The sequence below is a fragment of the Paraburkholderia lacunae genome (assembly GCF_003353175.1).
Taxonomy (GTDB): domain Bacteria; phylum Pseudomonadota; class Gammaproteobacteria; order Burkholderiales; family Burkholderiaceae; genus Paraburkholderia; species Paraburkholderia lacunae.
In genome coordinates this window covers 313,044-338,185 of the sequence record NZ_QHKS01000007.1, presented here as the reverse complement: position 1 = coordinate 338,185, position 25,142 = coordinate 313,044, and the positions used below count along the sequence as shown (strand labels likewise).

21 protein-coding genes are annotated in these 25,142 nt (G+C 65.0%); 10 read left to right on the top strand and 11 right to left on the bottom strand.

The features are described 5' to 3' along the window. Positions 1-228: 228 nt before the first annotated feature. Positions 229-498 carry an acyl-CoA-binding protein gene (locus DLM46_RS13340; protein WP_115101221.1) on the bottom strand — a complete coding sequence of 90 codons (270 nt, stop codon included), beginning with the start codon at positions 496-498 and terminating at the stop codon, positions 229-231. A gap of 297 nt (positions 499-795) precedes the next feature. On the opposite strand from DLM46_RS13340, the gene tsaB reads away from it, so the two are divergent. Genes tsaB through DLM46_RS13320 form a run of 4 tightly spaced genes read left to right on the top strand, consistent with a single transcriptional unit; the run spans position 796 to position 4,238 of the window. Further along, on the top strand, positions 796-1,593 hold the full coding sequence (gene tsaB, locus DLM46_RS13335) for a tRNA (adenosine(37)-N6)-threonylcarbamoyltransferase complex dimerization subunit type 1 TsaB (RefSeq protein WP_115101220.1): 798 nt from the start codon (positions 796-798) through the stop codon (positions 1,591-1,593). Further along, positions 1,590-2,084, top strand: coding sequence for a ribosomal protein S18-alanine N-acetyltransferase (gene rimI, locus DLM46_RS13330; RefSeq protein WP_115101219.1), 495 nt, complete (start codon positions 1,590-1,592; stop codon positions 2,082-2,084). Before tsaB ends, rimI begins: the two co-directional genes overlap by 4 nt. Beyond that, positions 2,071-3,237 (top strand): uracil-DNA glycosylase family protein, encoded by a 1,167-nt coding sequence (locus DLM46_RS13325; RefSeq protein WP_115101218.1) that lies wholly within the window; start codon positions 2,071-2,073, stop codon positions 3,235-3,237. The genes rimI and DLM46_RS13325 overlap by 14 nt, the downstream gene beginning before the upstream one ends. After that, positions 3,237-4,238, top strand: coding sequence for a DUF1853 family protein (locus DLM46_RS13320; protein WP_115101217.1), 1,002 nt, complete (start codon positions 3,237-3,239; stop codon positions 4,236-4,238). The genes DLM46_RS13325 and DLM46_RS13320 overlap by 1 nt, the downstream gene beginning before the upstream one ends. Before the next feature lie 78 nt (positions 4,239-4,316). Here DLM46_RS13320 and thiD read toward each other — a convergent pair whose 3' ends face one another. Both thiD and lplT read right to left on the bottom strand, forming a co-directional pair. Beyond that, on the bottom strand, positions 4,317-5,123 hold the full coding sequence (gene thiD / locus DLM46_RS13315) for a bifunctional hydroxymethylpyrimidine kinase/phosphomethylpyrimidine kinase (RefSeq protein WP_115101216.1): 807 nt from the start codon (positions 5,121-5,123) through the stop codon (positions 4,317-4,319). Positions 5,124-5,178: 55 nt separating this feature from the next. Next, positions 5,179-6,486 carry a lysophospholipid transporter LplT gene (gene lplT / locus DLM46_RS13310; protein ID WP_115101215.1) on the bottom strand — a complete coding sequence of 436 codons (1,308 nt, stop codon included), beginning with the start codon at positions 6,484-6,486 and terminating at the stop codon, positions 5,179-5,181. A 218-nt stretch (positions 6,487-6,704) separates the two neighbouring features. Between lplT and alr the strand changes: the two genes are divergently transcribed. From alr to DLM46_RS13295, 3 genes are all read left to right on the top strand, one after another. Further along, entirely contained in the window at positions 6,705-7,775 is a 1,071-nt protein-coding gene (gene alr, locus DLM46_RS13305; RefSeq protein WP_115101214.1) for an alanine racemase, read from the top strand. A 75-nt stretch (positions 7,776-7,850) separates the two neighbouring features. Continuing rightward, a complete protein-coding gene (gene radA, locus DLM46_RS13300; protein ID WP_115101213.1) occupies positions 7,851-9,227 on the top strand; it encodes a DNA repair protein RadA in 1,377 nt (458 codons plus the stop codon). 141 nt (positions 9,228-9,368) lie between these two features. Beyond that, positions 9,369-9,647 (top strand): DUF2866 domain-containing protein, encoded by a 279-nt coding sequence (locus DLM46_RS13295; protein ID WP_115101212.1) that lies wholly within the window; start codon positions 9,369-9,371, stop codon positions 9,645-9,647. An 80-nt stretch (positions 9,648-9,727) separates the two neighbouring features. On the opposite strand, the gene DLM46_RS13290 is transcribed toward DLM46_RS13295, so the two are convergent. Both DLM46_RS13290 and DLM46_RS13285 read right to left on the bottom strand, forming a co-directional pair. Then, entirely contained in the window at positions 9,728-10,801 is a 1,074-nt protein-coding gene (locus DLM46_RS13290) for a CaiB/BaiF CoA transferase family protein (RefSeq protein WP_115101261.1), read from the bottom strand. 98 nt (positions 10,802-10,899) lie between these two features. Continuing rightward, positions 10,900-12,834 (bottom strand): ATP-binding cassette domain-containing protein, encoded by a 1,935-nt coding sequence (locus DLM46_RS13285; RefSeq protein ID WP_115101211.1) that lies wholly within the window; start codon positions 12,832-12,834, stop codon positions 10,900-10,902. Between the two features lie 135 nt (positions 12,835-12,969). Here DLM46_RS13285 and DLM46_RS13280 point away from each other — a divergent pair, with 135 nt between their 5' ends. Continuing rightward, on the top strand, positions 12,970-13,449 hold the full coding sequence (locus DLM46_RS13280) for a glutathione peroxidase (protein WP_115101210.1): 480 nt from the start codon (positions 12,970-12,972) through the stop codon (positions 13,447-13,449). 27 nt (positions 13,450-13,476) lie between these two features. On the opposite strand, the gene cls is transcribed toward DLM46_RS13280, so the two are convergent. From cls to dapC, 6 genes are all read right to left on the bottom strand, one after another. Further along, complete coding sequence (gene cls / locus DLM46_RS13275; RefSeq protein WP_115101209.1) at positions 13,477-14,916, bottom strand: cardiolipin synthase; 1,440 nt, start codon at positions 14,914-14,916, stop codon at positions 13,477-13,479. A 283-nt stretch (positions 14,917-15,199) separates the two neighbouring features. Next, a complete protein-coding gene (prmB, locus tag DLM46_RS13270) occupies positions 15,200-16,084 on the bottom strand; it encodes a 50S ribosomal protein L3 N(5)-glutamine methyltransferase (RefSeq protein ID WP_115101208.1) in 885 nt (294 codons plus the stop codon). Positions 16,085-16,100: 16 nt separating this feature from the next. Further along, positions 16,101-17,240 carry a succinyl-diaminopimelate desuccinylase gene (gene dapE / locus DLM46_RS13265; RefSeq protein WP_115101207.1) on the bottom strand — a complete coding sequence of 380 codons (1,140 nt, stop codon included), beginning with the start codon at positions 17,238-17,240 and terminating at the stop codon, positions 16,101-16,103. Between the two features lie 174 nt (positions 17,241-17,414). Then, entirely contained in the window at positions 17,415-17,780 is a 366-nt protein-coding gene (locus DLM46_RS13260; protein WP_115101206.1) for an ArsC family reductase, read from the bottom strand. After that, on the bottom strand, positions 17,780-18,607 hold the full coding sequence (gene dapD, locus DLM46_RS13255) for a 2,3,4,5-tetrahydropyridine-2,6-dicarboxylate N-succinyltransferase (protein WP_115101205.1): 828 nt from the start codon (positions 18,605-18,607) through the stop codon (positions 17,780-17,782). Before dapD ends, DLM46_RS13260 begins: the two co-directional genes overlap by 1 nt. 77 nt (positions 18,608-18,684) lie before the next feature. Beyond that, positions 18,685-19,902 (bottom strand): succinyldiaminopimelate transaminase, encoded by a 1,218-nt coding sequence (gene dapC / locus DLM46_RS13250; RefSeq protein ID WP_115101260.1) that lies wholly within the window; start codon positions 19,900-19,902, stop codon positions 18,685-18,687. Between the two features lie 459 nt (positions 19,903-20,361). On the opposite strand from dapC, the gene DLM46_RS13245 reads away from it, so the two are divergent. Next, positions 20,362-21,384, top strand: a complete 1,023-nt coding sequence (locus tag DLM46_RS13245) for a DMT family transporter (protein ID WP_115101204.1) — start codon at positions 20,362-20,364, stop codon at positions 21,382-21,384. A gap of 150 nt (positions 21,385-21,534) precedes the next feature. Beyond that, a complete protein-coding gene (gene smc / locus DLM46_RS13240; protein ID WP_115101203.1) occupies positions 21,535-25,053 on the top strand; it encodes a chromosome segregation protein SMC in 3,519 nt (1,172 codons plus the stop codon). The last annotated feature ends 89 nt before the right edge of the window (positions 25,054-25,142 follow it).

Below are 25,142 nucleotides of genomic sequence, written 5' to 3'. Positions count from 1 at the left end.
GCCAGCCTGGGACATGATCGCCCGTAGGGGGCTAGGCAGGAGGGGACAGGTTCTAAACTGGATTGGAGCTAAACGCTACGAGGCGCTGCGCCGCAAAGGCCGCTAGAGGAAAGCCGGGCAAAGCAGTGGAGCGCAGGCAGCATTGTATAGATATTTGTTGCACTGCGCCACTATTAGGACATTTCCTGGTGAAAAAGTTTTGACTGCCGATGCCCTGGCGGATCTGGCTCAGGCTGCCGCGCCGCTTTTGAGGGATTCGACCAGGTCGATGTATTGCTGCTTCGCGGCGTCCGGTGCGGTGCCCTTCAGGGCGGCCCATGCGTCGTATTTGTATTTGCCAACGATGTCGGTGAAACCGGGTTTGTCGCCGTGAACGTCGCCGTCGGTGGCTTGCTTGAAAAGGGCATAGAGACGCAGCAGGGTCAGGTTGCCCGGGCGTTCCGGCAATTGCTTCGCGTCTTCCTGAGCCTGAATGAATTGGGTGTTGATGTCTGTCATTGTGATTTTGCCCTCCGGGCAGGGGTGGGTTCGGCTGGTTTTCGCTGGGTTCCAAGCTTGGCCGGTCATCATAACAATTGGCTGCCGCCGCGGGGCTGAGGGGTTATTCCAAACGGTTTCGGGTTTTTGTCCGGGTTTTTGTTTTTGCCGTGCGGCGTTATGGTCGATAGGCCAAAGGCGAGCAGAACAAAGAACGTCCAACGCCGCGGACGTACAAACCCACAGCGCCGCGCGGGCGGAAAGAACCAAAACCCCATGCCCCCGTGCGGTGCCGATTACCCGATTACAATACGCGTCATGACTCAAACAGTACTTCTTGCCCTCGATACATCGACCGAATTCTGCTCGGTAGCGCTTCTCGCCACTGGCGAATCATCGGCCCACACCGCCCCTGAACCCCGCATCTGGGTCCGTCATGAGCAAACCGGCGCGGTTTCCAGCACGCGCCTGCTGCCGGCGATTCGCGAACTCTTCGATGAGGCCGGTTTGCAACTGGCCGATTGCAATGCCATCGCCTTCGGCTCCGGGCCCGGTTCGTTCACAGGGCTTCGTACGGCCACCGGTGTCGCCCAGGGCCTCGCGTTCGGCCTGAACCTGCCGGTCGTGCCGGTCGGCACCTTGCTCGCGTGCGCGGAAAGCGCCCGTCTGCACGATCCTTTGGCGCTTCGCGTGCTCGCCGCGCTCGACGCCCGCATGGAAGAAATCTATTGGGCCGACTATGCGTGGGACGAGACCCAGGGCGAGTGGCGAACGCTCCTACCGGCTTCGCTCGATACCCCCGAGCGCCTCGTCTTGCCCGGCGTGCCGTTTACGCTGGCAGGCAACGCCGCCGCAGCCTTCGGCGCGCGGCTGCCCGCCGTCGCTGCTGCCCGGACAGTCGATGGCGAAGCGCTGCCGCATGCGTTGCCCATCGCATACGCGGCGCTACGCGCATTCCGCGCCGGCCGCACGGTGCCCGCCGACCAGGCCGCGCCGGAATATGTGCGCGATAAAGTTGCCCAAACCATGGCGGAACGCGTCGCTGAAAAAGCCGCCAAGGCCGAATTGGCCGCGCAGGCGGCGCACCGCACGCATCAGGGCGAGGGCCAGCGATGAGCGGGGTGTTGCTCGCGGACCGCTACATGTCGCCGATGACCGAAGGCGACCTGGACGAGGTTGCCGCAATCGAAAAGATCGCTTACGAATTTCCCTGGAGTCGCGGCAATTTCGGCGATTCGCTGCGCAACGGCTATTTCGGCGTTTGTCTGCGGCATGTGACGGGCGCGCTGATCGGCTATTGCGTATTGATGCCGGTTGTCGATGAAATGCACCTGCTCAATTTGTGCGTGACGCCGGCCGCGCAAGGCGCCGGCGCCGGGCTCGCGCTGTTGCGAGAAGCGGTGCGCATCACGCGCGCCGAAAAGCTCGACGGCCTGCTGCTCGAAGTGCGGCCGTCCAACCATCGGGCGATCCGGCTTTACGAACGCTTTGGGTTTGCGTCGATCGGCCGGCGCAAAAACTATTATCCGGCGCGGCATCGCAGTCGGGAGGACGCCATCGTGATGCGTTATTCGTTTGCCAGGGAGGGCGCAGATGGCGCTGCATGAATCGGTACTGGAAGAGTTCGGACTCGCGCCGCTGTGGGTACGTCGAGGAATGGCGGTGGTCGCGTCCGCCGAGGCTGTCGAGCTTGCTTCGGACGCGCAGACCAGTCATGCGCGGCCGGGCGAGGCCGGCGCCGCGGACGCAGGCGCGCGTCGCGAAGAGCCGCTGGCTGCGGACCCGGGAGTAACGGCGCCGTCAACGTCGCCGGCCGGCCGTGCAGAGCGAGATGATCGGCAGCCAGGCTCGCAGCAGGCAACGGCGCGTTCGCACGATGAGCAGCGCCCGGCGATGCGCGCAAGCGAAGCGCCGCAGTCCCGCCAGACACAGCCCGGCAGCGGGCAATCAGCGTCGATGCGCACGAGCGAACCGCGGCAGCCAGCGCCTGCGCGCGAGCCGGACGAGCATCGTTCGCCTGCGCAACGTAGCGAGCCGGCACGGCAAACGCCGCCATCCTCGTTTGGCGAAGCACCGTCCGACGACGATTTCGCGTGGTTCGACGATCTGCCGGCCCATGAGTCTGGCCCCGCGAGCGCCGAGCCGCGCCGCGAAACGCCGGAAGCGCTGCCGATCCATCTGCTCGACTGGGACGCGTTGAGCGATCGCGTCGCCGGCTGCGAACGCTGTCGTCTGTGCGAGAAACGCACGAAGACGGTGTTCGGCGTCGGCGATCGCAACGCCGACTGGATGCTGATCGGTGAAGCGCCCGGCGAGAACGAAGATCGCCTGGGCGAGCCGTTTGTCGGCCAGGCCGGCAAGCTGCTCGACAACATGCTGCGTGCGCTGACCCTCGCGCGCGACACCAACGTCTATATCGCCAATGTGATCAAGTGCCGGCCGCCCGGCAACCGCAATCCCGAGCCCGATGAAGTCGCGCGTTGCGAGCCCTATCTGCAACGCCAGGTCGCACTGGTCAAGCCGAAGCTGATTGTCGCGCTCGGCCGCTTCGCCGCGCAGAGTCTGCTGAAGACCGACGCGAGCATTTCGTCGCTGCGCGGCCGCGTGCACGAATACGAAGGGGTGCCGGTCATCGTCACGTATCACCCGGCTTATCTGTTGCGCAGCCTGCCCGACAAGGCAAAGGCCTGGGCCGACTTGTGCCTCGCGCACGATACGTGGCGCAAGGCGGGCGGCACAGCTTCGCACGAAGCGAAGTGATGGCGGCCACCGGGCCGACGGCGTCGGCGGCCTTCGCAGCGCCCGGCACACCTGCCGCGCTACTCGAGACGCTCCTCGACACCTTGCGCGTCCCGGCGGTGCGCGATCTGGCGTGGCTGTTGCTGAGCTCCGATTTGTTGCGGGCGCAACCACCGGCGGGGGCACTGGCCACGCCGTTCGACACGCCGCAGGAGGCCTGTGCGACGATCGACTGGTTGCGCGCGCTCGACACCGATCCGGCCGAACTGCAACGCGACCTCGCCGCGACGCGCATCACGCGCCTTGGCCGCTACGCCGAACGTCTGCTCGCGTGGTTTCTGCGGCATGGGCCCGCGGCGCGGCTGGTCGCGGCCGGCGTGCCGCTGCGGCGCGCCGGCGTCACGCTCGGCGAATGCGATTTTCTGGTGCAGACGAACCAGGGCGCGCGACTGCACTGGGAATTGGCGGTGAAGTGCTATCTGCATGCCGGCGACGGTCGCGGGCAACTGGCGGATTACGTCGGCCCGAATCTGAGGGATCGTTTTGATCTGAAGCTCGCGCATTTGCTGAATCATCAGCTGCCGCTGAGCGCACGCGAAGAATTCGCGTCGCTCGGCTATGGAGGCTCGTGGACGCCGCAGATGTTCGTCAAAGGCTGGCTGTTTTACCGGCATGGCGAGTCGCCGACGGATCCGGCCGTGCTCGATCCTTCACACGGACGCGGCTGGTGGGTGACCCGTGGCGATTGGCCGGCTTTTGCCGCCGCGCATGCATGGGCGTGGCGCGCGCTGCCGCGTCTGGAGTGGCTCGCGCCGAGGCGGCATGAGCCTGCTGCTGAGGAGCAGGCGGAGATCGCTTGTGTCGATGCGCGGACGCTCGCTGAGCAAGTTTCACATCAACAGGGACCGGCGATGGTTGCGGCGTTCGCCAATGACGGCGCGCGCAACTGGCTTGAACGCTCACGCGGGTTCATCGTCCCGGACGACTGGCCGCAACAGGCGCAGGCCTACGCGCGGCAGTAGCGGGAGTCGAGGGGAGTCAGCGGGAGTCGAGGGGGTAAGGCCTGGGTGCCAAGCCGCAGACAGTTCCGCTTCACCACCTCACCACCACCGATAAAAATGATGCACCGGCCCGACGCCGCTGCCGACCTCGAGCCGGTCGCTCGCTTGCAGCGCGCCGGTCAGATACCGCTTCGCATCGGCGACGGCGCTCGCCAGATCGTCGCGTTGCGGAATCAGCGCGGCAATCGCCGACGACAGCGTGCAGCCTGTCCCATGCGTGTTCTTCACCGGCACGCGCGGACCGCCGAGACGCAGCGTGCCGCTGTCCTGCACGAGCCAGTCGGGACTATCCGGCGCACTCAGATGACCGCCTTTCATCAGCACCGCGCGCGCGCCGAGCGCACGCAGCGCTTCGCCTTGCGCGACCATGCCGGCCTCATCCGTCGCGGCTGCCACGCCAAGCAAGGCGGCGGCTTCCGGCAGATTCGGCGTCAGCAGATCGGCGAGCGGCAGCAATTCCTCACGCACCGCGGCGACCGCATCCGGCAGCAGCAACGCGTGATTGCTCTTCGAAATCATGACTGTGTCGAGCACGATGTGCTTCGGCTTGTGCCGGCGCAACGCGTCGGCCACCGCGCGCGCGATCGCCGCGTTCGCGAGCATGCCGATCTTCACGGCGTCGATACGGATGTCGTCGAACACCGCATCGAGCTGCGCGGTGACGAAGGCCGGTTCCGGCGTATGAATCGCCGTGACGCCGCGCGTGTTCTGCGCGGTCAGTGCGGTGATCACACTCGCGCCATAGGCGCCGAGCGCGGAGAACGCCTTCAGGTCGGCCTGAATGCCGGCGCCGCCGCCGGAATCGGAACCGGCGATCGTCAGCACGTTGGGAATCGGTTGAGTCATGGCAAGGCGGAAATAGGAGAAGGCGCGCGGGATGGCGCTTGCAGGCCGCCGCTGGTCAGTGCTTGACTTCGCCGATCAGCGCGACCGAATCGAACGCGCGCTGATTCGCCTGGTGGCGCCGCATCACGAGCCACATCATCAGGCAGACGAACGTGCCGAACAGCACGATCACCGTCGTGACCGGCACGTCGAGCCACACCAGCACCGCGTACAGGCACAGCATCACGAGCACCGAGAGATTCTCGTTGAAGTTCTGCACGGCGATCGAGTGGCCCGCCGACAGCAGCACGTGGCCGCGATGCTGGAGCAGCGCATTCATCGGTACGACAAAAAAACCGGACAAACCGCCGACGACCATCAGGAAGATATACGCGACGATCAGATAGCCGGGCACGTGCATGCGGCCGAAGTAGAGGCCCCAATGCGCGGGGAACAGGTCGCGCGTGTAGAACGCCATCAGCATCACGGCGATGCCCATCATGATGCCGACCGGCAGCACTGAGAGCGACTTCTTCAGCGGCACGCGCGAGGCCGCGAAGATCGCGCCGGCCGCCACGCCCACGGCCACCACCGCCTGCAGGATCGCGGCTTCCGACAGCGACATGTTGAGCGACACCTCGGCCCACTTCAGGACGATGAATTGCAGCGTCGCACCGGCGCCCCAGAACAGCGTGGTGACGGCGAGCGAAATCTGGCCGAGTTTGTCGCGCCACAGCACGAGGAAACAATCGGCGAAATCGGTGATGAGCTTGATCGGGCCGCGTTCCTGTTTCGGATAACGCGCGCCGGTGTCGGGAATGCGCAGATTGAACAGCGCGGCGATCACGTAGATCCCCATGATCACCAGCATCGCTGCTTCGGCGGGCGTGTGGACGGTGGGAATGTGGTGCTTCAGGATCGGCGCTGCGATGTGCGGACTGATCAGGGCGCCGCCGAGCACAGTGCCGAGAATGATCGAGCCGACCGTGGTGCCTTCGATCCAGCCGTTCGCGGCGACCAGCCGCTCAGGCGGCAGCAGTTCGGTGAGAATCCCGTATTTCGCGGGCGAGTAGGCCGCCGCGCCAAAGCCGACGATGCCATACGCGAGTAACGGATGCGCGCCGATGAGCATCGTGACGCAGCCGACCACCTTGATGGTATTGGTGATGAACATCACGCGTCCTTTCGGACGCGAGTCGGCGAAAGCGCCCACGAAGGCGGCCAGAACGACGTACGACAGCACAAAAAACAACTTGAGCAGCGGCGTCATCCAGTTTGGGGCGTGAAGATCTTTCAGCAGTGCGATAGCAGCGATCAGAAGCGCATTGTCGGCCAGCGACGAAAAAAATTGCGCGGCCATGATGGTGTAAAAACCTTTTTTCATCTGATGCGATGCTGTCCTCGCTGCGGTCTGTCCGCCCCGGCCGTGGGAGAGGCGTCCGGGCTTATGCCGTTCGAAATGGGTTGTGCGCACGGCTTTATATCACGAAAATAGCTGGATTCGGACTAGCAAAATCCTTGACTGCACCGCCCAGCGGGCTGCCGAGCGCTGAAAACGCCCTGTAAGCTGCTGATTCGCAAGCGTCTTTACGAAAATTTCCCATGCCGCGCCCCCTCTCAGCCACGATCCATACCGCCGCACTCGCCAATAATCTCGCCGTCGCCCGTCGCTACGCACCAAAATCGAAGATTTGGGCCGTCGTCAAGGCAAACGCCTACGGACACGGCCTCGCACGCGCGTTCCCCGGACTGCGCGCAACCGACGGCTTTGGCTTGCTGGACCTCGAAGAAGCCGTGAAGTTGCGTGAATTGGGATGGGCCGGGCCAATTTTGTTGCTCGAGGGCTTTTTCCGTCCGACCGATATCGACGTGATCGACCGCTATAGCCTGACCACGGCGCTGCACTCGGACGAACAGCTGCGGATGCTGGAAATGGCGCGTCTGTCCAAGCCCGTCAACATTCAACTGAAGATGAACAGCGGCATGAACCGCCTCGGTTACGTGCCGGAAAAATTCCGTGCCGCCTGGGAGCGCGCGCGTGCCTGTCAGGGTGTCGGCCAGATCACGTTGATGACCCATTTCTCGGATGCCGACAGCGAACGCGGCATCGCCGTTCAGATGGAAGCGTTCGAACGCGGCGCGCAAGGCATCGCAGGTGCGCGCAGCCTCGCGAATTCGGCGGCGACGCTGTGGCATCCCGCCGCGCACTTCGACTGGGTGCGTCCGGGCATCATTCTGTACGGCGCGTCGCCGTCCGGCGTGAACGCCGCGATCGCAGACACCGGTCTGCAACCGGCCATGACGCTCGCCTCCGAACTGATCGCCGTGCAGACCATCGCCGAAGGCCAGACGGTCGGCTACGGTTCGTCGTTCAAGGCGCGCGGGCCGATGCGCATCGGCGTGGTCGCCTGCGGTTACGCGGACGGCTATCCGCGGATCGCGCCGGAAGGCACGCCGGCGATCGTCGACGGGGTGCTGACGCGGCTCGTCGGGCGCGTTTCGATGGACATGCTGACCGTCGACCTGACGCCGATCCCGACGGCCAACGTCGGCTCGCGCGTCGAATTGTGGGGCACGTCGCTGCCGATCGACGACGTCGCGCAAGCGTGCGGCACGATCGGCTACGAGCTGATGTGCGCGGTGGCGCCGCGCGTACCGGTGCGCGCCGAGTAAGCACGGAAGCGATCGGCGGGCTCACGGCCTGATCAGCCGGATCTCCAATAGAACAGCAACAACAGGCAAGGGCGCGTGGCTAAACAGAAGACGTTGTACATCTGCAGTGAATGCGGCGGGCAATCGCCGAAGTGGGCCGGGCAGTGCCCTTCATGCAATGCGTGGAACACGCTGGTCGAATCGGTGGCGGAAGCGCCCTCCAACCATCGCTTCCAGTCGCTCGCGAAAAGCGCGCCGGTGCGGCGTCTCGCCGATATCGACGCGACCGACGTGCCGCGTTTTTCAACCGGCGTCAGCGAGTTCGACCGCGTGCTGGGCGGCGGTCTGGTGCCGGGCGGGGTGGTGCTGATCGGCGGCGACCCGGGCATCGGCAAATCGACGCTGCTGCTGCAATCGCTCGCGGAAATCGCCGCGGACAAACGGGCGCTCTATATCAGCGGTGAGGAATCGGCGGCGCAGATTGCGCTGCGCGCGCAGCGGCTCTCGCTGCTCGAGCCCGGTTCGAAGGCCAGCGAACTGCAGTTGCTCGCCGAAATCCAGCTCGAAAAGATCCAGGCGACTGTCGCCGAGCAGCGGCCCGACGTCGCCGTGATCGACTCGATCCAGACGGTCTATTCCGACGCTCTGACCTCCGCGCCCGGTTCGGTCGCACAGGTGCGCGAGTGCGCGGCGCAATTGACGCGGATCGCCAAGCAGTCGGGCACCACCATCATCATGGTCGGCCATGTGACCAAGGAGGGCGCGCTGGCAGGGCCGCGCGTGCTGGAGCACATCGTCGATACGGTGTTGTATTTCGAGGGCGACACGCATTCGTCGTTCCGGCTGGTGCGCGCGATCAAGAACCGCTTCGGCGCGGTCAACGAACTCGGTGTGTTCGCGATGACCGAGCGCGGCCTGCGCGGCGTCGCCAACCCTTCCGCGCTGTTTCTGTCGCAGCATGAACAATCCGTTCCGGGCTCGTGTGTGCTGGTCACGCAGGAAGGCACGCGCCCGCTGCTGGTCGAAGTGCAGGCGCTGGTGGACGCGGCGAACGCGCCGAATCCGCGGCGGCTAGCCGTCGGCCTGGAACAGAACCGGCTCGCGATGCTGCTGGCGGTGCTGCACCGGCATGCCGGCATCGCCTGCTTCGATCAGGACGTGTTCCTGAACGCGGTGGGCGGCGTGAAGATTACCGAACCCGCCGCCGACCTGGCCGTGCTGCTCGCGATTCATTCGTCGATGCGAAACAAACCGTTGCCGAAGGGGCTGGTCGTGTTCGGCGAAGTGGGCCTCGCCGGCGAAATCCGGCCGTCGCCGCGCGGTCAGGAGCGTCTGAAGGAAGCGGCCAAGCTCGGTTTCTCAATCGCGCTGATTCCGAAGGCCAATGCGCCGAAGCAGCTGATCGACGGCTTACAGGTCATTGCGGTTGAAAGGATCGAGCAGGCCATCGACCGGGTTCGCACGCTCGAATGAACGGGGCTGTAGCGGCGGCAGGCGCGGTCCGCCGCGTAATGCGCGGTAAATATCTCCATATTGGCTGTAACCTACCCGACATTCCTTTTTCCTAAGCTGAAGGGATTGCTTCCCTTCTGATGCCGAAAAAAGGATTGCGCCTTGAAACAGCCACATGAAACCGTAGCCGAGCGGCCAATGCAGGTGCGCGGCTGCCGCGTCTCCGCGCCCATTCGCCAGCCTTGGGGCGGAGCTTGCCGGATCGTCGAGTGGATCGACACGACGGGGCAGATTTCGCGGCGGGTGGTAGCCGAACATGTTACGGCGGCGGAAGTGCGGGCCACCATCAACCGTCACGTTGAAGGCCGCAAGTATCTGCTGTACGACGACGAGAAAACGCCGCGCCAGACCTTGCCGCGGCAAGCGGCGGCCAAACGCTGACCTGCTGACCTGCTGACCTGCTGACCTGCTGACCTGCTGACCTGCTGACCTGCTGACCTGCTGGGCGGCGGCCGCTTGCCTCAACCGGCGGAGCGGCCTTCGTCGTCTTCGGCCTCGGTTTCGTTGTCACTTGCGCTCGCGGCCACGCGGGCCTGCGGATTGAAGAGCGGGTGCCGCGCGGCTTCTGCCGGCGTCAGCACCGGCGACACGCAACAGTCGAGCGACTCTAGCAGCAGCACCCACTCCTCCAGCGGGCGCTTGCCGATCACATCGGCCAGTTCCTGCGTCAGCGCGGCCGCGTCCGGGCCGCCGATTGCCTGACCAAGACTCCAGTGGCGCGTCGCCCATTCGGGCCGGTCCAGCGCCATGCACAGCGTTTCCCAGAATTTGAGCTCGAGCGCGCCGACCGCGAGCCAGCGGTTGTCGAGCGTGCGGTACAGGTTGTAGCAGGGCACGCCGCCGTTCAGCAGGCCAACGCCTGCGGCCGGAGCGGCGCCTTCATTGGCGAGCGAGACTTGCGCGACGACGTTGTGCGCGTGCGTGACATGGGTCATCGATACGTCGACGAAGCGGCCTTCGCCCCCGCGCGACACGTGCCATAACGCGGCGAGAATCTGCGTGACGGCGCTCAAGGCGCCGCCGAGCAGGTCGGCGATCTGGAAGTTCGGCAGGATCGGCGCGCCGTCGCGGCCGGCCAGTTGATCGAGTACACCCGCGTAGCCGATGTAGTTCAGATCGTGGCCGGCATGGTCGACAAACGGACCGCTCGCGCCGTAGCCGCTAATTGCGCAGTAAACCAGTTTGGGATTCGCCGCGCGCAGTGTTTCGTAGCCGAGGCCGAGGCGCTCCATCACACCGGGCCTGAAGCTTTCGATCAGCACGTCCGCTTCGGCCGCGAGCGCGCGTAACACGCTGCGTCCCGCTTCCGATTTCAGGTCGAGCCGCGTTTCGCGCTTGCCGCGATTGACGAGCCGGTAAAACGCGCCGGGCCGGCCGGCCACGCGGTCGCTCGACGACTGCATCATTGTGCGGGTGGGGTCTCCCGCGCCAGGCGCTTCGATCTTCAGTACGTCGGCGCCGAGTTCGGCAAGCCGCAACGCGGCGACCGGGCCCGGCAACAGGCGCGTCAGATCGAGCACGCGCAGGCCTTGCAGCGCGGGCGGCGCTGATGCGGACCATGATCTGGATGACGTCGCAGATGACAAAGCCAACCTCTTGTCGATGCCGGCGCGGACCTGGAAACTGCGTACCGCTAGCCGATTTGTTCGAGTTCCTCATGAGCGTCGAGCCATTCGGCTTCAAGCGCTTCGAGGCGCGCGTTCACATCTGCCTGACGGCGGATCGCCTCCGTCAGTTTGCTTTTCTGCTCGGGTTCGTAACTCGCCGGATCGACGACGAACGCATCGAGCGTCGCCTTTTCCGCGTTGAGCGAGTCCATTTCCTTTTCAATTTTCGTGATGCGGCTTTGCAGCGGCTTTTTCAGGTGCGCGAGCTTTTGCCGCGTTTCGGCTTCGAGACGGCGCTGCTCCTTGCGGTTGACGCTATTGTCCGCGCTATCCGCGCCGTTCGACGCCGTGCCCGCTTTCAGCGCCGCGCGTTGTTCGGCCGCGTGTTGCAGCAGCCAGTCGCGGTAGTCGTCGAGATCGCCGTCGAATTCCTGCAGACGGTGTTTCGCGACCAGCATGAACTGATCGGTCGTGGCGCGCAGCAGATGCCGGTCGTGCGACACCAGAATCAGCGTGCCCTCGAACTGCGCGAGCGCCATGGTCAGCGCGTGACGCGTTTCGAGGTCCAGGTGGTTGGTCGGTTCGTCGAGCAGCAGCAGATTCGGCTTTTGCCAGATGATCAGCGCCAACGCGAGGCGAGCCTTTTCGCCGCCCGAGAAGGGCGCGATTTTCGAGGTGGCCATCTCGCCGGAGAAGTTGAAGCTGCCGAGGAAGTCGCGCAGTTCCTGTTCGCGCGTATCCGGCGCGAGCCGCGCCAGATGCTGCAACGGCGTGTCGTCCGGGCGCAGCGTTTCCAGCTGATGCTGCGCGAAGTAGCCGATCCGCAGACCCTTGCCTTCGCGCACCTGACCGCCGAGCGCGTCGAGCGTCCCGGCCAGCGTCTTGATCAGCGTCGATTTGCCCTGGCCGTTCGCGCCGAGCAGGCCGATGCGCTGTCCGTTCTGGATCGACAGCATCACGTGCTCGACAATCGGAATCTCGACGCCGTCATTGCGATAGCCGCAGCGTACGGCTTCCATCACCATCATCGGATTCGGCGCGGAATCGGGGGGGCGGAATTCGAATGTGAACGGCGAGGCCGCGTGCGCCGGCGCGATCAGCTCCATCTTTTCGAGCGCCTTCACGCGGCTTTGCGCCTGACGCGCCTTGGTAGCCTGCGCCTTGAAGCGGTTGATGTAGCTCTGTAAATGCTCGACGGTGCGCTGCTGTTTCTCGTACGCGCTCTGCTGCAACGCGATCTGTTGCGCGCGCAGGATTTCGAACTGCGAGTAGTTGCCGCCGTAACGCTTGATTTGCTGCTGCTCCAGGTGCAGCGTCACGTTGCAGACCGAATCGAGAAACTCGCGGTCGTGCGAGATCACGATCAGCGTGCCCGAATAACGGTTCAGCCAGTCTTCGAGCCAGACGATTGCGTCCAGATCGAGGTGGTTGGTCGGTTCGTCGAGCAGCAGCAGGTCGGAGCGGCACATCAGCGCCTGCGCGAGATTCAGCCGCATGCGCCAGCCGCCCGAGAAGCTGCTGACCGGCTCGCGGGTCTGCTCGAGCGTGAAGCCGAGGCCGAGCAACAGCGCTTCGGCGCGGGCGGGCGCGGTGTAGCCGTCGGCATCCGCGAACGCGGCGTGCGCTTCGCCTTCGGCAGCGCCGTCATGCGCGGCCGACGCCGCGGCAATGCGCGCTTCGATCGCGCGCAACGCGGCGTCGCCGTCGAGCGTGTAGGCGAGGGCGGTCTTGTCGGCGGCGGGCGTTTCCTGCGCGACGTGGGCGATCCGCCAGGTCGGCGGGATCGAGAAATCGCCGCCGTCCGCGTGCAGTTCGCCGAGCAGCACGGCAAACAGCGTCGACTTGCCCGCGCCGTTCGCCCCCACCAGGCCGGCCTTTTCGCCGGGGTTGAGGGTGAACGTGGTGTTGTCGAAGAGCGGCTTGGTGCCGCGCGCGAGGCTGAACTGGTTAAAGCGGATCACGACGAGGCCGGCTGAAGAAAAGCGCTATTTTAGACTGCCGGGGCCGACACCGGGCGCTCAGCCGGGATCGGCCGTTCGGCCGACTGTACTGGCGAAGCTTTTGGCATAGACTGACGGCTTTCACGGGGAGGGCACATGACATCGATTTATTCGTTTTCGGCGCACACGCTCGGCGGCGAGGAAGTGAGCCTCGAGCAGTATCAAGGCAAGGTCTTGCTGATCGTCAACACGGCGAGCGAATGCGGGTTCACGCCGCAGTACGCGGGCCTGCAAAAGCTCTATGACACTTATGCGGCGCGCGGCCTGACGGTGCTCGGTTTTCCGTGCAACCAGTTCGGCAAGCAGGAGCCGGGCGACGCCGCGCAGATCGGCAGTTTCTGCGAGAAGAACTTCGGCGTGACTTTCCCGATGTTCGACAAGATCGACGTGAACGGCGCGAATGCGCATCCGCTGTTCCGTTACCTCACGGGCGAGGCGCCGGGCCTGCTGGGGCTCGAGGCGATCAAGTGGAATTTCACCAAGTTTCTGATCGGCCGCGATGGCGATGTGGTCAAGCGCTACGCGCCGCTGACCAAGCCCGAGGCGATTACCGAAGACATCGAGAAGCTGCTGTAAGCGCCGCGCAGTCGGGCAGCGCGGCGGCTACAGGATCGGTGAGAACAACCGTGCGACGTGCATCAGCACGCGCCGCAATGCGCTCGCTTGCCGGTAGTCGCTGCGGTCGATTTCGAGCGACTGGGCGAAATCCTTCAGTAGCATCCCTTCGACTTCTTTGGCAAAACCGCGATCCACGGTCAACACCATGATCTCGAAGTTCAGGCGGAACGAGCGGTTGTCGAGATTGGCGCTGCCGATCGCGGCGGCCACGCCGTCGATCAGTACGACTTTCTGATGCAGGAAGCCCGGCTGGTAGCGAAAGATCCGAATGCCGGCGCGCACCGAGTCGTACGCATAGAGTTTCGAAGCTTCGAACACGACGAGATGGTCGCGCCGGCTGGGAATCAGGATGCGCACGTCCACGCCGCGCAGGGCCGCAAGCCGCAACGCTGCGAACACCGCCTCGTCGGGCACGAGGTAGGGCGTGGTGATCCAGATCCGCTCGCGCGCCGCGCTGATCGCTTCGACGAAGAAGAGCGAACAGGTCTCCTGCTTGTCGGCCGGACCGCTCGGCATCACGAGGCAATGCATGCCAACGCCTGCCGGTTCGAGCGGCGGGACGTCGAACGCCGGCAACTGCTGGGTCGCCCAATGCCAGTCTTCGGTAAACACGAACTGGATGCTGGCAACCGCGGGGCCGCGTACTTCGATATGCGTATCGCGCCATGGCGAGAGCGGCGGCTTGCCGCCCAGATACTCGACGCCGACATTGTGTCCGCCGACAAACGCGCGCTCGCCGTCGACAGAGACGATCTTGCGGTGATTGCGGAAGTTCAGTTGCAAACGGTTGACGAAGCGGCGATTGGTGGCGAACGGATGCGTCTCGACGCCGGCTGCGCGCAGCGCCGCTACGTAGCGGTGGGGCAGATCGAAGCTGCCGATGCTGTCGTACAGAAAGTAGACGCGCACGCCTTGCTGCGCTTTCGCGATCAGCGCGTCCCTGAGCATCTCGCCGAGCGCGTCGTCGCGCACGATGAAGAATTGCACGATCACGTAGTGGCGCGCGCCTTCGATCGCTTCGAAGATCGCCTCGAAGGTCGCTTCGCCGTTCACCAGCGTGCGTACCGAATTGCCGGGCAGGAACGGCATGCCGCCGAGACGCGTCAACGAATGCACGAAGCTTGCGCCGAGTTCCTCGGTGGGCAGGCCCGCTGAAGAGTCTTGCGTGTCCCATTCCAGCGGATGCGAGCGTGTGCGCAGCAGTTCGTTCTCGATGCGGCGGGCGTCCGCGTAGCCTTCGAATTTGCTGCGGCCAAGAAACAGGTACGGCACCAGCGTCAGATAGGGCATCGCGACCAGCGACACGGCCCACGCGATCGCGCCTTGCGACGTGCGGGTGTTGAGAATCGCATGGCACGCGGCGACCCCGCCGAGAATGTGGGCGAGAAGGACCAGCGGGCCGATGTGAAGCAAGTCGAATTGCATAGGCGGCTGATGGGTTTCGGGGCGCTGCCGGGCGGCTTGACGCCGCCGTGGGAAGCCGACCGCGCCCATCTTACCGAACGCGCGCGCATTGGGGGTACGTGACGGACAACCGACTGCTTGATTTACCGCAGTGCGGCAAAACAGCCGGAAGGGACGCGCATTTCGCGCGGCGGACATTCCTATGCCGCCGCGCGCATCGCCGGATGACGCGATGACGCGATGACGCGATGAAGCGATGAAGCGATGAAGCGATGAAGCGATGAAGCGATGAAGCGATGAAGCGTCAGACCGGCAGATCCGCGGCCTGAATCAGGAAGACGTTGTCGTCGCCGGCACTGGTCGACAGCCAGACGAGGTCGAGGCCGCCGAACGCCGCCTCGACGTTCGCGCGCTCGTTGCCGATTTCGACCACCAGCACGCCGTTTTCGGTCAGCCAGTTGCGTGCTTCGCCGATGATCCGGCGCACGATGTCCATGCCGTCCACGCCGCCCGCCAGCGCCATGTTCGGCTCGTGCTTGTACTCGGCGGGCAAGCTCTGCATCGACGCCGCGTTCACATACGGCGGATTGCTGATGATCACGTCGTAGCGGCGCTCGGCGAGCGGTGCGTACAGATCACCTTCGAACAGCGCGATGCGGTCATCGAGATGGTAGTCCGTCACGTTGCGCGTCGCGACTTCGAGCGCGGGCGCCGACAGATCGACGGCGTCGATATCCGCATTCGGGAACGCGTGCGCCGCGAGAATCGCAAGGCAGCCGGAGCCGGTGCACAGCTCGAGCACCGCGCCGACCTGCTCGGGATCTTCGACGTACGGTTGCAGGCCGTCCTGCAGCAGTTCGCCGATGAACGAGCGCGGCACGATCACGCGTTCATCCACGTGGAAGCGAAAGCCGTGCATCCACGCTTCCTGCGTGATGTACGCGGCCGGCACGCGTTCACCGGCGCGGCGTTCGATCACGTTGAGCACGGCGTCGATTTCGGCCGCGCTCAAACGCGCGTCGAGAAACGGCTCTAGCAGATCGAGCGGCAGATGCAGCGTGTGCAGGACCAGATAAGCGGCTTCATCGTAAGCGTTGGCCGAGCCGTGGCCGAACGACAGCCCGGCCTGATTGAAGCGCGACACCGCGAAACGCAGCAGGTCGCGGACAGTGGAAAACGGGAGCGTCATTGCAAATAGTCCTTGGTCAGGCGATCAGTTGTTCGAGCACGCGGCGATACACGTTCTTCAGCGGCTCGATATGAGCGACTTCGATATGCTCGTCGATCTTGTGGATGCTGGCGTTCAGCGGGCCGAATTCGACCACCTGCTTGCAGATGCGCGCAATGAAGCGGCCGTCCGAGGTGCCGCCGGTGGTGGACAGTTCGGTCGCAATGCCCGTCTCGTCCTTGATCGCTTTGGCGAGCGCGTTCGACAGATCGCCGCGCGGCGTGAGGAACGGCAAGCCGCTCACGGTCCACTGCAGGTCGTATTCGAGGTTGTGCCTGTCGAGAATCTCGTGCACCCGCGCCTGCAAACCTTCGACCGTGCTCGCCGTGGCAAAGCGGAAGTTGAACAGCACGTCGGCGTGGCCTGGGATCACGTTGCTCGCGCCGGTGCCGCTGTGAATGTTCGACACTTGCCAGGTGGTCGGCGGGAAGTATTCGTTGCCGTCGTCCCAACGTTCGGCGACCAGCTCGGCCAGCGCCGGTGCGAGCAGGTGCACCGGATTTTTTGCCAGATGCGGATACGCAATATGGCCCTGCACGCCCTTGACGATCAGCTTGCCCGACATCGAGCCCCGCCGGCCGTTCTTCACGGTGTCGCCGAACTGCGTGCTCGAGGTCGGTTCGCCGACGATGCAATAGTCGAGGCGCTCGCCGCGCGCTTGCAGCGCGTCGACGACCTTGACGGTGCCGTCGGTGGCGGGGCCTTCTTCGTCGCTCGTGATCAGGAACGCGATCGAGCCGCGGTGCGCGGGGTGCGCCGCGACGAACTCTTCGCTTGCCACCACGAAGCCGGCGATCGACGTCTTCATGTCCGCCGCGCCGCGTCCGTACAGTTTGCCGTCGCGATGGGTCGGCTCGAACGGCGCCGAATTCCATTGTTCGAGCGGGCCGGTCGGCACGACGTCCGTGTGGCCGGCGAACACGAGCAGCTTGCCGCGAGTGCCGTCGACGCCGCGTTTGACGGCCCACAGGTTGGTCACGCCGTTCGATTCGATGGTCTCGTGCTCGAAGCCGAGCGCGGACAGGCGCTCGATCAGGAGGCGCTGGCAATGCTGGTCGTCGGGCGTGACGGACGCGCGCGCGATCAGTTGTTCGGTAAGGGCGAGGGTGCCGGACATGGATTCAATACAAGCCACTTTGAAATGAAAAAATGCCGGCTGGCGGTTGAGCACCGCAGCCGGCAACAGCTTTTGAGCAACGGGGCGAGGCTGCGCTCATCGGCGTTTTTCTGCGCTTTATCTGCGCGCCACCTGCCCCGTACTTCTTTGTTGCGTTCGAAATCGCCCTGCCGATCAGGCGAACAGCGTGGCGTATTCGTCAGCGGAAAAACCGAGCGACTTGACGCGGCCGTTGACCACCAGCACCGGGCGCTTGATCACCGACGGCTTGTGGATCATCAACGCGATCGCGCCCGACTGCGTATCCGCCGCCGATTTCATGTCGTCCGACAGACCGCGCCACGTGGTGCCGCGACGGTTCAGCAACGCGTCGAGCTTGACGTCCTTCAGCCAGTCCTGCACGAGCGGCTCGGTTACGCCGGCTTTCTTGAAGTCGTGAAACTCGAACTCGACGCCGTGCTCTTCCAGCCACACGCGGGCCTTCTTCACGGTGTCGCAGTTCGGGATGCCGTAGACGACGGTTTTGGTGCCGCGCGCCATCAATCGCCTCGCAGCAGCTCGTTCAAGCCGACCTTTGCACGCGTCTTGGCGTCGACTTTCTTGACGATCACGGCGCAGTAGAGGCTGTGCGAGCCGTCCTTCGACGGCAGGTTGCCCGCCACCACCACCGAGCCCGCCGGAATGCGGCCGTACGACACTTCGCCGGTTTCGCGGTCGTAAATCTTGGTGCTCTGGCCGAGGTACACGCCCATCGAGATCACCGAGTTCTCTTCGACGATCACGCCTTCCACGACTTCCGAACGCGCGCCGATGAAGCAGTTGTCTTCGATGATGACCGGATTGGCCTGCAGCGGCTCCAGCACGCCGCCGATGCCCACGCCGCCCGACAGGTGGACGTTCTTGCCGATCTGCGCGCACGAACCGACGGTCGCCCACGTGTCGACCATCGTGCCTTCGTCCACATAGGCGCCGATGTTGGTGTACGACGGCATCAGCACGACGTTCTTCGCGATGAACGAGCCGCGGCGCGCGATGGCGGGCGGCACGACGCGGAAGCCGCCGGCGGCGAAGTCTTCAGCGGAATAGTTGGCGAACTTCGACGGCACCTTGTCGTAGAACTGCGAGTAACCGCCGGCTGGTTGCACCACGTTGTCTTCCAGTCGGAATGACAGCAGCACGGCTTTCTTCAGCCATTGATTGACGACCCAGTCGCCGTCCTTCTTTTCAGCGACGCGCAGCGCGCCCTTGTCCAGTTGCTCGATCGCGTGCGCGACGGCTTCGCGCACTTCGGCCGGAGCGGCCTTCGGCGACAGGTCGGCGCGGTTTTCCCAGGCGGTGTCAATGATCTGCTGAAGTTGTTGCGACATATGCGTGCTTTATCGAAGAGTTGAAGTCTGAAGAAGGGGATGCGGTGCGGCGCTGGTAACGGAACTCAACCCGGAACTCAACCCGCCAACGCGCGGCAAAAATCGACGATTCGCTGTGCGCCTTGCGTGCATTCGTCGACATCGGCGACGAGCGCCATGCGCACGAAGTTGCGGCCGGGATTCACGCCGTGCGCAGTGCGCGCGAGGAACGAGCCCGGCAGAACCGTCACATTATAGTCGGCGTAAAGGCGCTGGGCGAACCCGGTGTCCGTGAGGCCCGTGCGCGACACGTCGGCCCACAGGTAGAACGCGGCGTCCGGCAGGCGTACGTCGAGCACCTCGGCGAGCATCGGCGTCACAGTGGAAAACTTCTGCAGGTACTTCGCACGGTTCTCGCGAACGTGCGCCTCGTCGTTCCAGGCTGCGATGCTGGCACTCTGGAACACGGTCGACAAGGCCGCGCCGTGGTATGTCCGGTATAGCAGGAAATCCTTGAGAATCGCCGCGTCGCCGGCCACGAAACCCGAGCGCATGCCGGGTACGTTCGAGCGCTTGGACAGGCTCGACAGCATAACGAGGCGCTCGAAGCCGCGGCCGAGCTTGTGCGCCGCTTCCAGGCCGCCGAGCGGCGGATTGGCCTCGTCGAAGTAGATTTCCGAGTAGCACTCGTCCGACGCGATCACGAAGCCGTGGCGGTCCGACAGCGCGAACAGCTCGCGCCAGTCGTCCAGCGTCAGCACCGCGCCGGTCGGATTGCCCGGCGAGCACACGTACAGCAGTTGCGTGCGGGCCCAGATGTCGGCCGGCACCGCCGAATAATCGCAGGCGAAATTGCGCGCCGGGTCGCTATTGACGAAGTACGGCTGGGCGCCCGCGAGGATCGCCGCGCCTTCATAGATTTGGTAGAACGGGTTCGGACAGAGTACGATCGCAGGCTCGCCCGATGCATTCCGTTGTGGGTCGATCACCGTTTGTGCCAGCGCGAAAAGCGCTTCGCGCGAACCCGACACCGGCAGCACCTGGGTGGCCGGATCGACCGGTGGCAGGTTGTAGCGCTGCATGGCCCATTTTGCAATCGACTCGCGCAGCGGCAACGAACCGATGGTCGCCGGATACGCCGACAATCCGCCGAGCGAGGCGACCACGGCGTCGCGAATCAGCGCCGGCGTGGGATGTTTCGGCTCGCCGATGCCGAAGCTGATGTGCGCGAGGCCGGCCGGCGGCGTGAGGTCCTTGAAAAGCGCGCGCAGCTTTTCGAACGGATAGGGCTGAAGGGAGTCGAGGAGCGGGTTCACTGGGCGGATCGGGCCTGATCGAGGATGGTGCGAACTGAATGCCGGGTAGGCGCGCTGACGCCAAACGCATGAAGCGCATGAAACAGGCGCAACGGCCGGCGGCGACGACGAACGGATGATTATAGCCGGGCGTGCCAGGCGTGGGGCGCCCCGGACGGCGCCTGCCGCTGGACGCATCGCAGCCGTGCGGCGCGCCTCGCGCGCAGGACGCGGCGCAACCTGCGAGGCAGCGCAGGCAATGCGCCGCAGCGGGAACGACGCGAACCGCGGACGGTTCGCGTGAAAGGACGCAGGAGCAGTGATGTACGTAACAACAATCGAGACACGTTTTGCGACTCGTTTCGGATCGAGGTCCGGACGAATCGGGCGCGAACGCGCCGCCGCCGGCGGCACGACCGGCAAAAGCAGCAATAGCGCAGATGGCGGCAACATGCGCAAAAGCCGCGGGAGCGCCGCGCTATGACCAACTGGCTTCGCAATGGCTGGCCGACGCTCGCGATCATGCTGGGCGCGTCGGTGTGGGGCATGATCTGGTATCCGCTGCGCATGCTGTCGGCCCTTGGCGTAACCGGCACGGCGGCGAGCGCGCTGACGAGCGGCGCCGGTTGTCTGTTCGTGCTTCTGGTACGCCGCAGTGCACTGAAGACGGTGCGCTGGCACTGGCTGCTGCCGGCCCTGGCGCTGGCAGCGGGCATCACCAATCTCGGCTTCGTGTGGGGTTCGATCCACGGCCAGGTGATGCGCGTGCTGCTGCTCTTCTATCTCACCCCCGCATGGACCGCGTTGTTCGCGCACTTCATCCTGCGCGAACGGCTGACGTGGTCGGGCGCGGGGTTGGCCGCGCTGTCGCTGGCGGGCGCGATGGCCATGCTGTGGTCGCCGCAGCTGGGTATCCCGGTGCCCGGCAATCTCGCCGAATGGGCGGGCCTCGCCGGCGGCATGGGCTTCGCGATGAGCAACGTGCTGATCCTGAAGACGAGCCGCGTGCTGCCCGGAATGAAACCCGAGATGCGTACCGCAACGGTTTTCGGCGGCGCGGCGATGTTCAGCGCGTGTGCGTCGCTGTTCGAAGCGATGCCGGCGCCGCCCGCCGGCGCGCAGCTTGGCACGGCAGCGCTACTGGTGCTCGGCCTCGGTTTGCTGCTGGCGTCGAACAACATGCTGGTGCAGTACGGTCTTGCACGCGTGCCGGCCAACCGGGCCTCGATCATCATGCTGTTCGAGATCGTGATCACGGCCTTGTCCGCGTGGCTTTTTGCCGGCGAGACGCCCGGTCCGCGCGAATGGGCGGGCGGCGCGTGCATCGTGCTGGCCTCCGCCTTGTCCAGCTGGGTACATCGAACCAGAGCCGGGCCGGCTGATCCGACCGGTCGGGGGGCAGGCGCGGGTGCTGACCACAATGCGGGCCACGACGCCGACCACAACGCCAACCACAACGCCGACCGTAAGGACGGTAAGAACCGTCCACGCGCGATGGTATGATTGCCCCTCATTGGCTAACGCGCGCTTGACCGCGTGCGATTGGCGCCCGTTTCGAGGGAGGCTTCACGGGCCGTTTCGCCGCATCGGCAAACGGCTTGCGCGGCTTTCGCGAGCCACCTTTATTTTCCCTTTTCAATCAGCGATATTGCCGTGCGTCTGACCTCGATCAAACTCGCTGGCTTCAAGTCATTCGTCGATCCCACGCATTTCCAGGTTCCAGGCCAATTAGTCGGTGTGGTCGGTCCCAATGGGTGCGGCAAGTCCAACATCATCGATGCCGTGCGCTGGGTGCTCGGCGAATCGCGCGCCTCCGAGCTGCGCGGCGAATCGATGCAGGACGTGATCTTCAACGGCTCGACCGCGCGCAAGCCGGGTAGCCGCGCCAGCGTCGAACTCGTGTTCGACAACGCCGACGGCCGCGCCGCCGGGCAGTGGGGCCAGTATGCCGAAATCGCCGTCAAGCGCGTGCTGACGCGCGACGGCACCTCGAGCTACTACATCAACAACCTGCCGGCGCGCCGCCGCGACATCCAGGACATCTTCCTCGGCACCGGTCTCGGGCCGCGCGCTTACGCGATCATCGGGCAGGGCATGATCGCGCGCCTGATCGAGGCGAAGCCCGAAGAGCTGCGCGTGTTTCTCGAAGAAGCCGCGGGTGTGTCGAAGTACAAGGAGCGCCGCCGCGAGACCGAGAACCGTCTGCACGACACGCGCGAGAACCTGACGCGGGTCGAGGACATCGTCCGCGAACTGGGGGCGAACCTCGAAAAGCTGGAAGCGCAGGCGGTGGTCGCCACGCGCTACAAGGAACTGCAGACCGACGGCGAAGAGAAGCAGCGTCTGTTGTGGCTGTTGCGCAAGAACGAAGCCGGCAGCGAGCAGGAACGCCAGTTGCGCGCGATCGAACAGGCGCAGATCGACCTCGAAGCACAAACCGCGAAGCTGCGCGAAGTCGAAGCGCAGCTCGAAACACTGCGCGTCGCGCATTACTCGGCGAGCGACGCCATGCAGGGCGCGCAAGGCGCGCTGTACGAGGCGAATGCCGAAGTCAGCCGTCTCGAGGCCGAGATCAGGTTCATCGTCGAATCGCGCAACCGCGTGCAGGCGCAGATCGCGGCGCTGACCGCGCAGCGCGAGCAGTGGCTGTCGCAGGCCGAAAAGGCGCAAGGCGATCTCGAAGACGCTGAGGAGCAACTCGCCGTCGCCGAAGAAAAAGCCGCGCTCGCCGAAGACGAAGCCGCCGCGAAACACGACGCGTTGCCGGCGCTCGAAGCGCGCTGGCGCGATGCGCAGACCGAGTTGAACGCCGAGCGCGGCGGTATCGCGCAGACCGAACAGGCGTTGAAGCTCGAAGCCGCGCATCAGCGCAATGCCGACCAGCAATTGCAGCAGTTGCAGCAGCGTCACGAGCGGCTGAAGTCGGAAGCGGGCGGTCTCGATGCCCCCGACGAGGCGCAGCTCGAAGACCTGCGCATGCAGCTCGCCGAGCACGAAGAAATCCTCCACGACGCCCAGGCCCGTTTGGCCGACGCGCAGGAAACGCTGCCGCGCCTCGATGGCGAACGGCGCGCCGCGCAAGAGCGCGTGCAGTCGGAAAGCGCGCAGATTCATCAGCTCGACGCACGCCTTGCCGCGCTCAAACAGCTGCAGGAGAACGTCCAGACCGAAGGCAAGATCCAGCCGTGGCTCGAGAAGCATGAACTGAACGGCCTGCCGCGTCTGTGGAAGAAGCTGCATGTCGAAGCCGGTTGGGAAACCGCGCTCGAGGCGGTGCTGCGCGAGCGGCTCGCCGCGCTGGAAGTGTCGAATCTCGACTGGGTCAAAGCGTTCGCCACCGACGCGCCGCCTGCCAAGCTCGCTTTCTACGCGCCGCCTTTGGCCGCAATGCCGGCCGCTACGCCGCCCGCATTGCGCCCGCTGCTGTCGCTGGTTCGCATCGACGACGCGGGTTTGCGTGCGGTGCTGAACGACTGGCTCGGCCTCGCGTTCGTCGCCGACGACCTGGCGCAAGCGCTCGCAATGCGCTCGCAGCTGCCGGAAGGCGGCTCGTTCGTCGTCAAGGCCGGACATGTCGTGACCCGCGTCGGCGTGCAACTGTATGCCGCCGATTCCGAACAGGCCGGCATGCTGGCCCGTCAGCAGGAAATCGAAAACCTGACGCGTCAGGTGCGCGCTCAGGCCTTGCTCGCCGACGAGGCAAAGGCCGCGGCGATCCGTGCCGAGGCCGCTCACACGCAAGCCGCGCATGCACTGACCGAGGTGCGCCAGCAGTCCGAGCGCGCGACGCAACGCGTTCATGCGTTGCAGATGGACGTGCTCAAGCTCACACAAGCGCACGAGCGCTACACGCAGCGCAGCACGCAGATCCGCGAAGAACTCGAAGAAATCACCGCGCAAATCGAAGAGCAACGCGCGATGCGCACCGAGTCGGAAGCGAACTTCGAGCGCCACGACGCGGAGCTCGCCGAATTGCAGGCGCGTTTTGAAGATCACCAGATGGCCTTCGAAGCGCTCGACGAAGAATTGACCGCCGCACGCGGGCAATCGCGCGATCTCGACCGTGCCGCCACCGACGCGCGCTTCGCCGCGCGCAACATGGCGAACCGCATCGATGAATTGAAGCGCAGCATCCAGGTCGCGCATGAGCAGAGCGAACGCGTCGCCGCATCGCTGGAAGACGCGCGCGCCGAACTGGAAACCATCAACGAGCAGACCGCGCACACCGGCTTGCAGGACGCGCTCGACATCCGCGCGGTCAAGGAAGAAGCGCTGCACGCCGCGCGCCTCGAACTCGACGACCTGACCGCCAAGCTGCGCGCAGCCGACGAAACCCGTCTGAGCGCCGAGCGCGCGTTGCAGCCGCTGCGCGACCGCATCAATGAGTTGCAGCTGAAGGAACAGGCCGCGCGCCTGAACGGCGAGCAGTTCATCGAGCAACTGGCCGCGGCCGGGGTCGATGAAGCCGAGCTGCAGGCCAAGCTCACGCCGGACATGAAGCCGTCGTACCTGCAAGGCGAGGTCACGCGGATCAACAACGCGATCACCGCGCTCGGCCCGGTCAATATGGCCGCGCTCGACGAGTTGAAGGCGGCGAGCGAGCGCAAGATGTTCCTCGATTCGCAATCGGCCGACCTGACCGACGCGATCGAAACGCTCGAAGACGCGATCCGCAAGATCGACGGCGAAACGCGCACGCTGCTGCAAGGCACCTTCGACGAAGTGAACCGTCATTTCGGCGAACTGTTCCCGCGCCTGTTCGGCGGCGGCCAGGCCAGGCTGATCATGACCGGCGACGAAATTCTCGACGCCGGCGTGCAGGTGATGGCGCAACCGCCGGGCAAGAAGAATTCGACGATCCACTTGTTGTCGGGCGGCGAAAAGGCGCTGACCGCCACCGCGCTGGTGTTCGCGATGTTCCAGCTGAATCCCGCGCCGTTCTGTCTGCTCGACGAAGTGGACGCGCCGCTCGACGACGCCAACACGGAACGCTTCGCGAACCTCGTGCGCGCGATGTCGGACAAAACCCAGTTCCTGTTCATTTCGCACAACAAGATCGCGATGGAAATGGCGCAGCAGCTGATCGGCGTGACCATGCAGGAGCAGGGCGTATCGCGGATCGTGGCGGTGGACATGGAAACAGCCGCCGGTTTCGCCCAGAATATCGTTTAAGTTAAAAAAAAGCCGCGCGGGCGTCCGCGTTCACCGCAGCGGCTGCCGGCCGCGCGGCACGTGGGGCGGGCGCATAGCCGCGCAGACAG

Excerpts from the sequence above, each read along its gene's own strand:
- DLM46_RS13340 (WP_115101221.1), bottom strand. The coding sequence starts at position 498 with ATGACAGACATCAACACCCAATTCATTCAGGCTCAGGAAGACGCGAAG.
- tsaB (WP_115101220.1), top strand. The coding sequence starts at position 796 with ATGACTCAAACAGTACTTCTTGCCCTCGATACATCGACCGAATTCTGC.
- rimI (WP_115101219.1), top strand. The coding sequence starts at position 1,590 with ATGAGCGGGGTGTTGCTCGCGGACCGCTACATGTCGCCGATGACCGAA.
- DLM46_RS13325 (WP_115101218.1), top strand. The coding sequence starts at position 2,071 with ATGGCGCTGCATGAATCGGTACTGGAAGAGTTCGGACTCGCGCCGCTG.
- DLM46_RS13320 (WP_115101217.1), top strand. The coding sequence starts at position 3,237 with ATGGCGGCCACCGGGCCGACGGCGTCGGCGGCCTTCGCAGCGCCCGGC.
- thiD (WP_115101216.1), bottom strand. The coding sequence starts at position 5,123 with ATGACTCAACCGATTCCCAACGTGCTGACGATCGCCGGTTCCGATTCC.
- lplT (WP_115101215.1), bottom strand. The coding sequence starts at position 6,486 with ATGAAAAAAGGTTTTTACACCATCATGGCCGCGCAATTTTTTTCGTCG.
- alr (WP_115101214.1), top strand. The coding sequence starts at position 6,705 with ATGCCGCGCCCCCTCTCAGCCACGATCCATACCGCCGCACTCGCCAAT.
- DLM46_RS13280 (WP_115101210.1), top strand. The coding sequence starts at position 12,970 with ATGACATCGATTTATTCGTTTTCGGCGCACACGCTCGGCGGCGAGGAA.
- cls (WP_115101209.1), bottom strand. The coding sequence starts at position 14,916 with ATGCAATTCGACTTGCTTCACATCGGCCCGCTGGTCCTTCTCGCCCAC.
- prmB (WP_115101208.1), bottom strand. The coding sequence starts at position 16,084 with ATGACGCTCCCGTTTTCCACTGTCCGCGACCTGCTGCGTTTCGCGGTG.
- dapE (WP_115101207.1), bottom strand. The coding sequence starts at position 17,240 with ATGTCCGGCACCCTCGCCCTTACCGAACAACTGATCGCGCGCGCGTCC.
- DLM46_RS13260 (WP_115101206.1), bottom strand. The coding sequence starts at position 17,780 with ATGGCGCGCGGCACCAAAACCGTCGTCTACGGCATCCCGAACTGCGAC.
- dapD (WP_115101205.1), bottom strand. The coding sequence starts at position 18,607 with ATGTCGCAACAACTTCAGCAGATCATTGACACCGCCTGGGAAAACCGC.
- DLM46_RS13245 (WP_115101204.1), top strand. The coding sequence starts at position 20,362 with ATGACCAACTGGCTTCGCAATGGCTGGCCGACGCTCGCGATCATGCTG.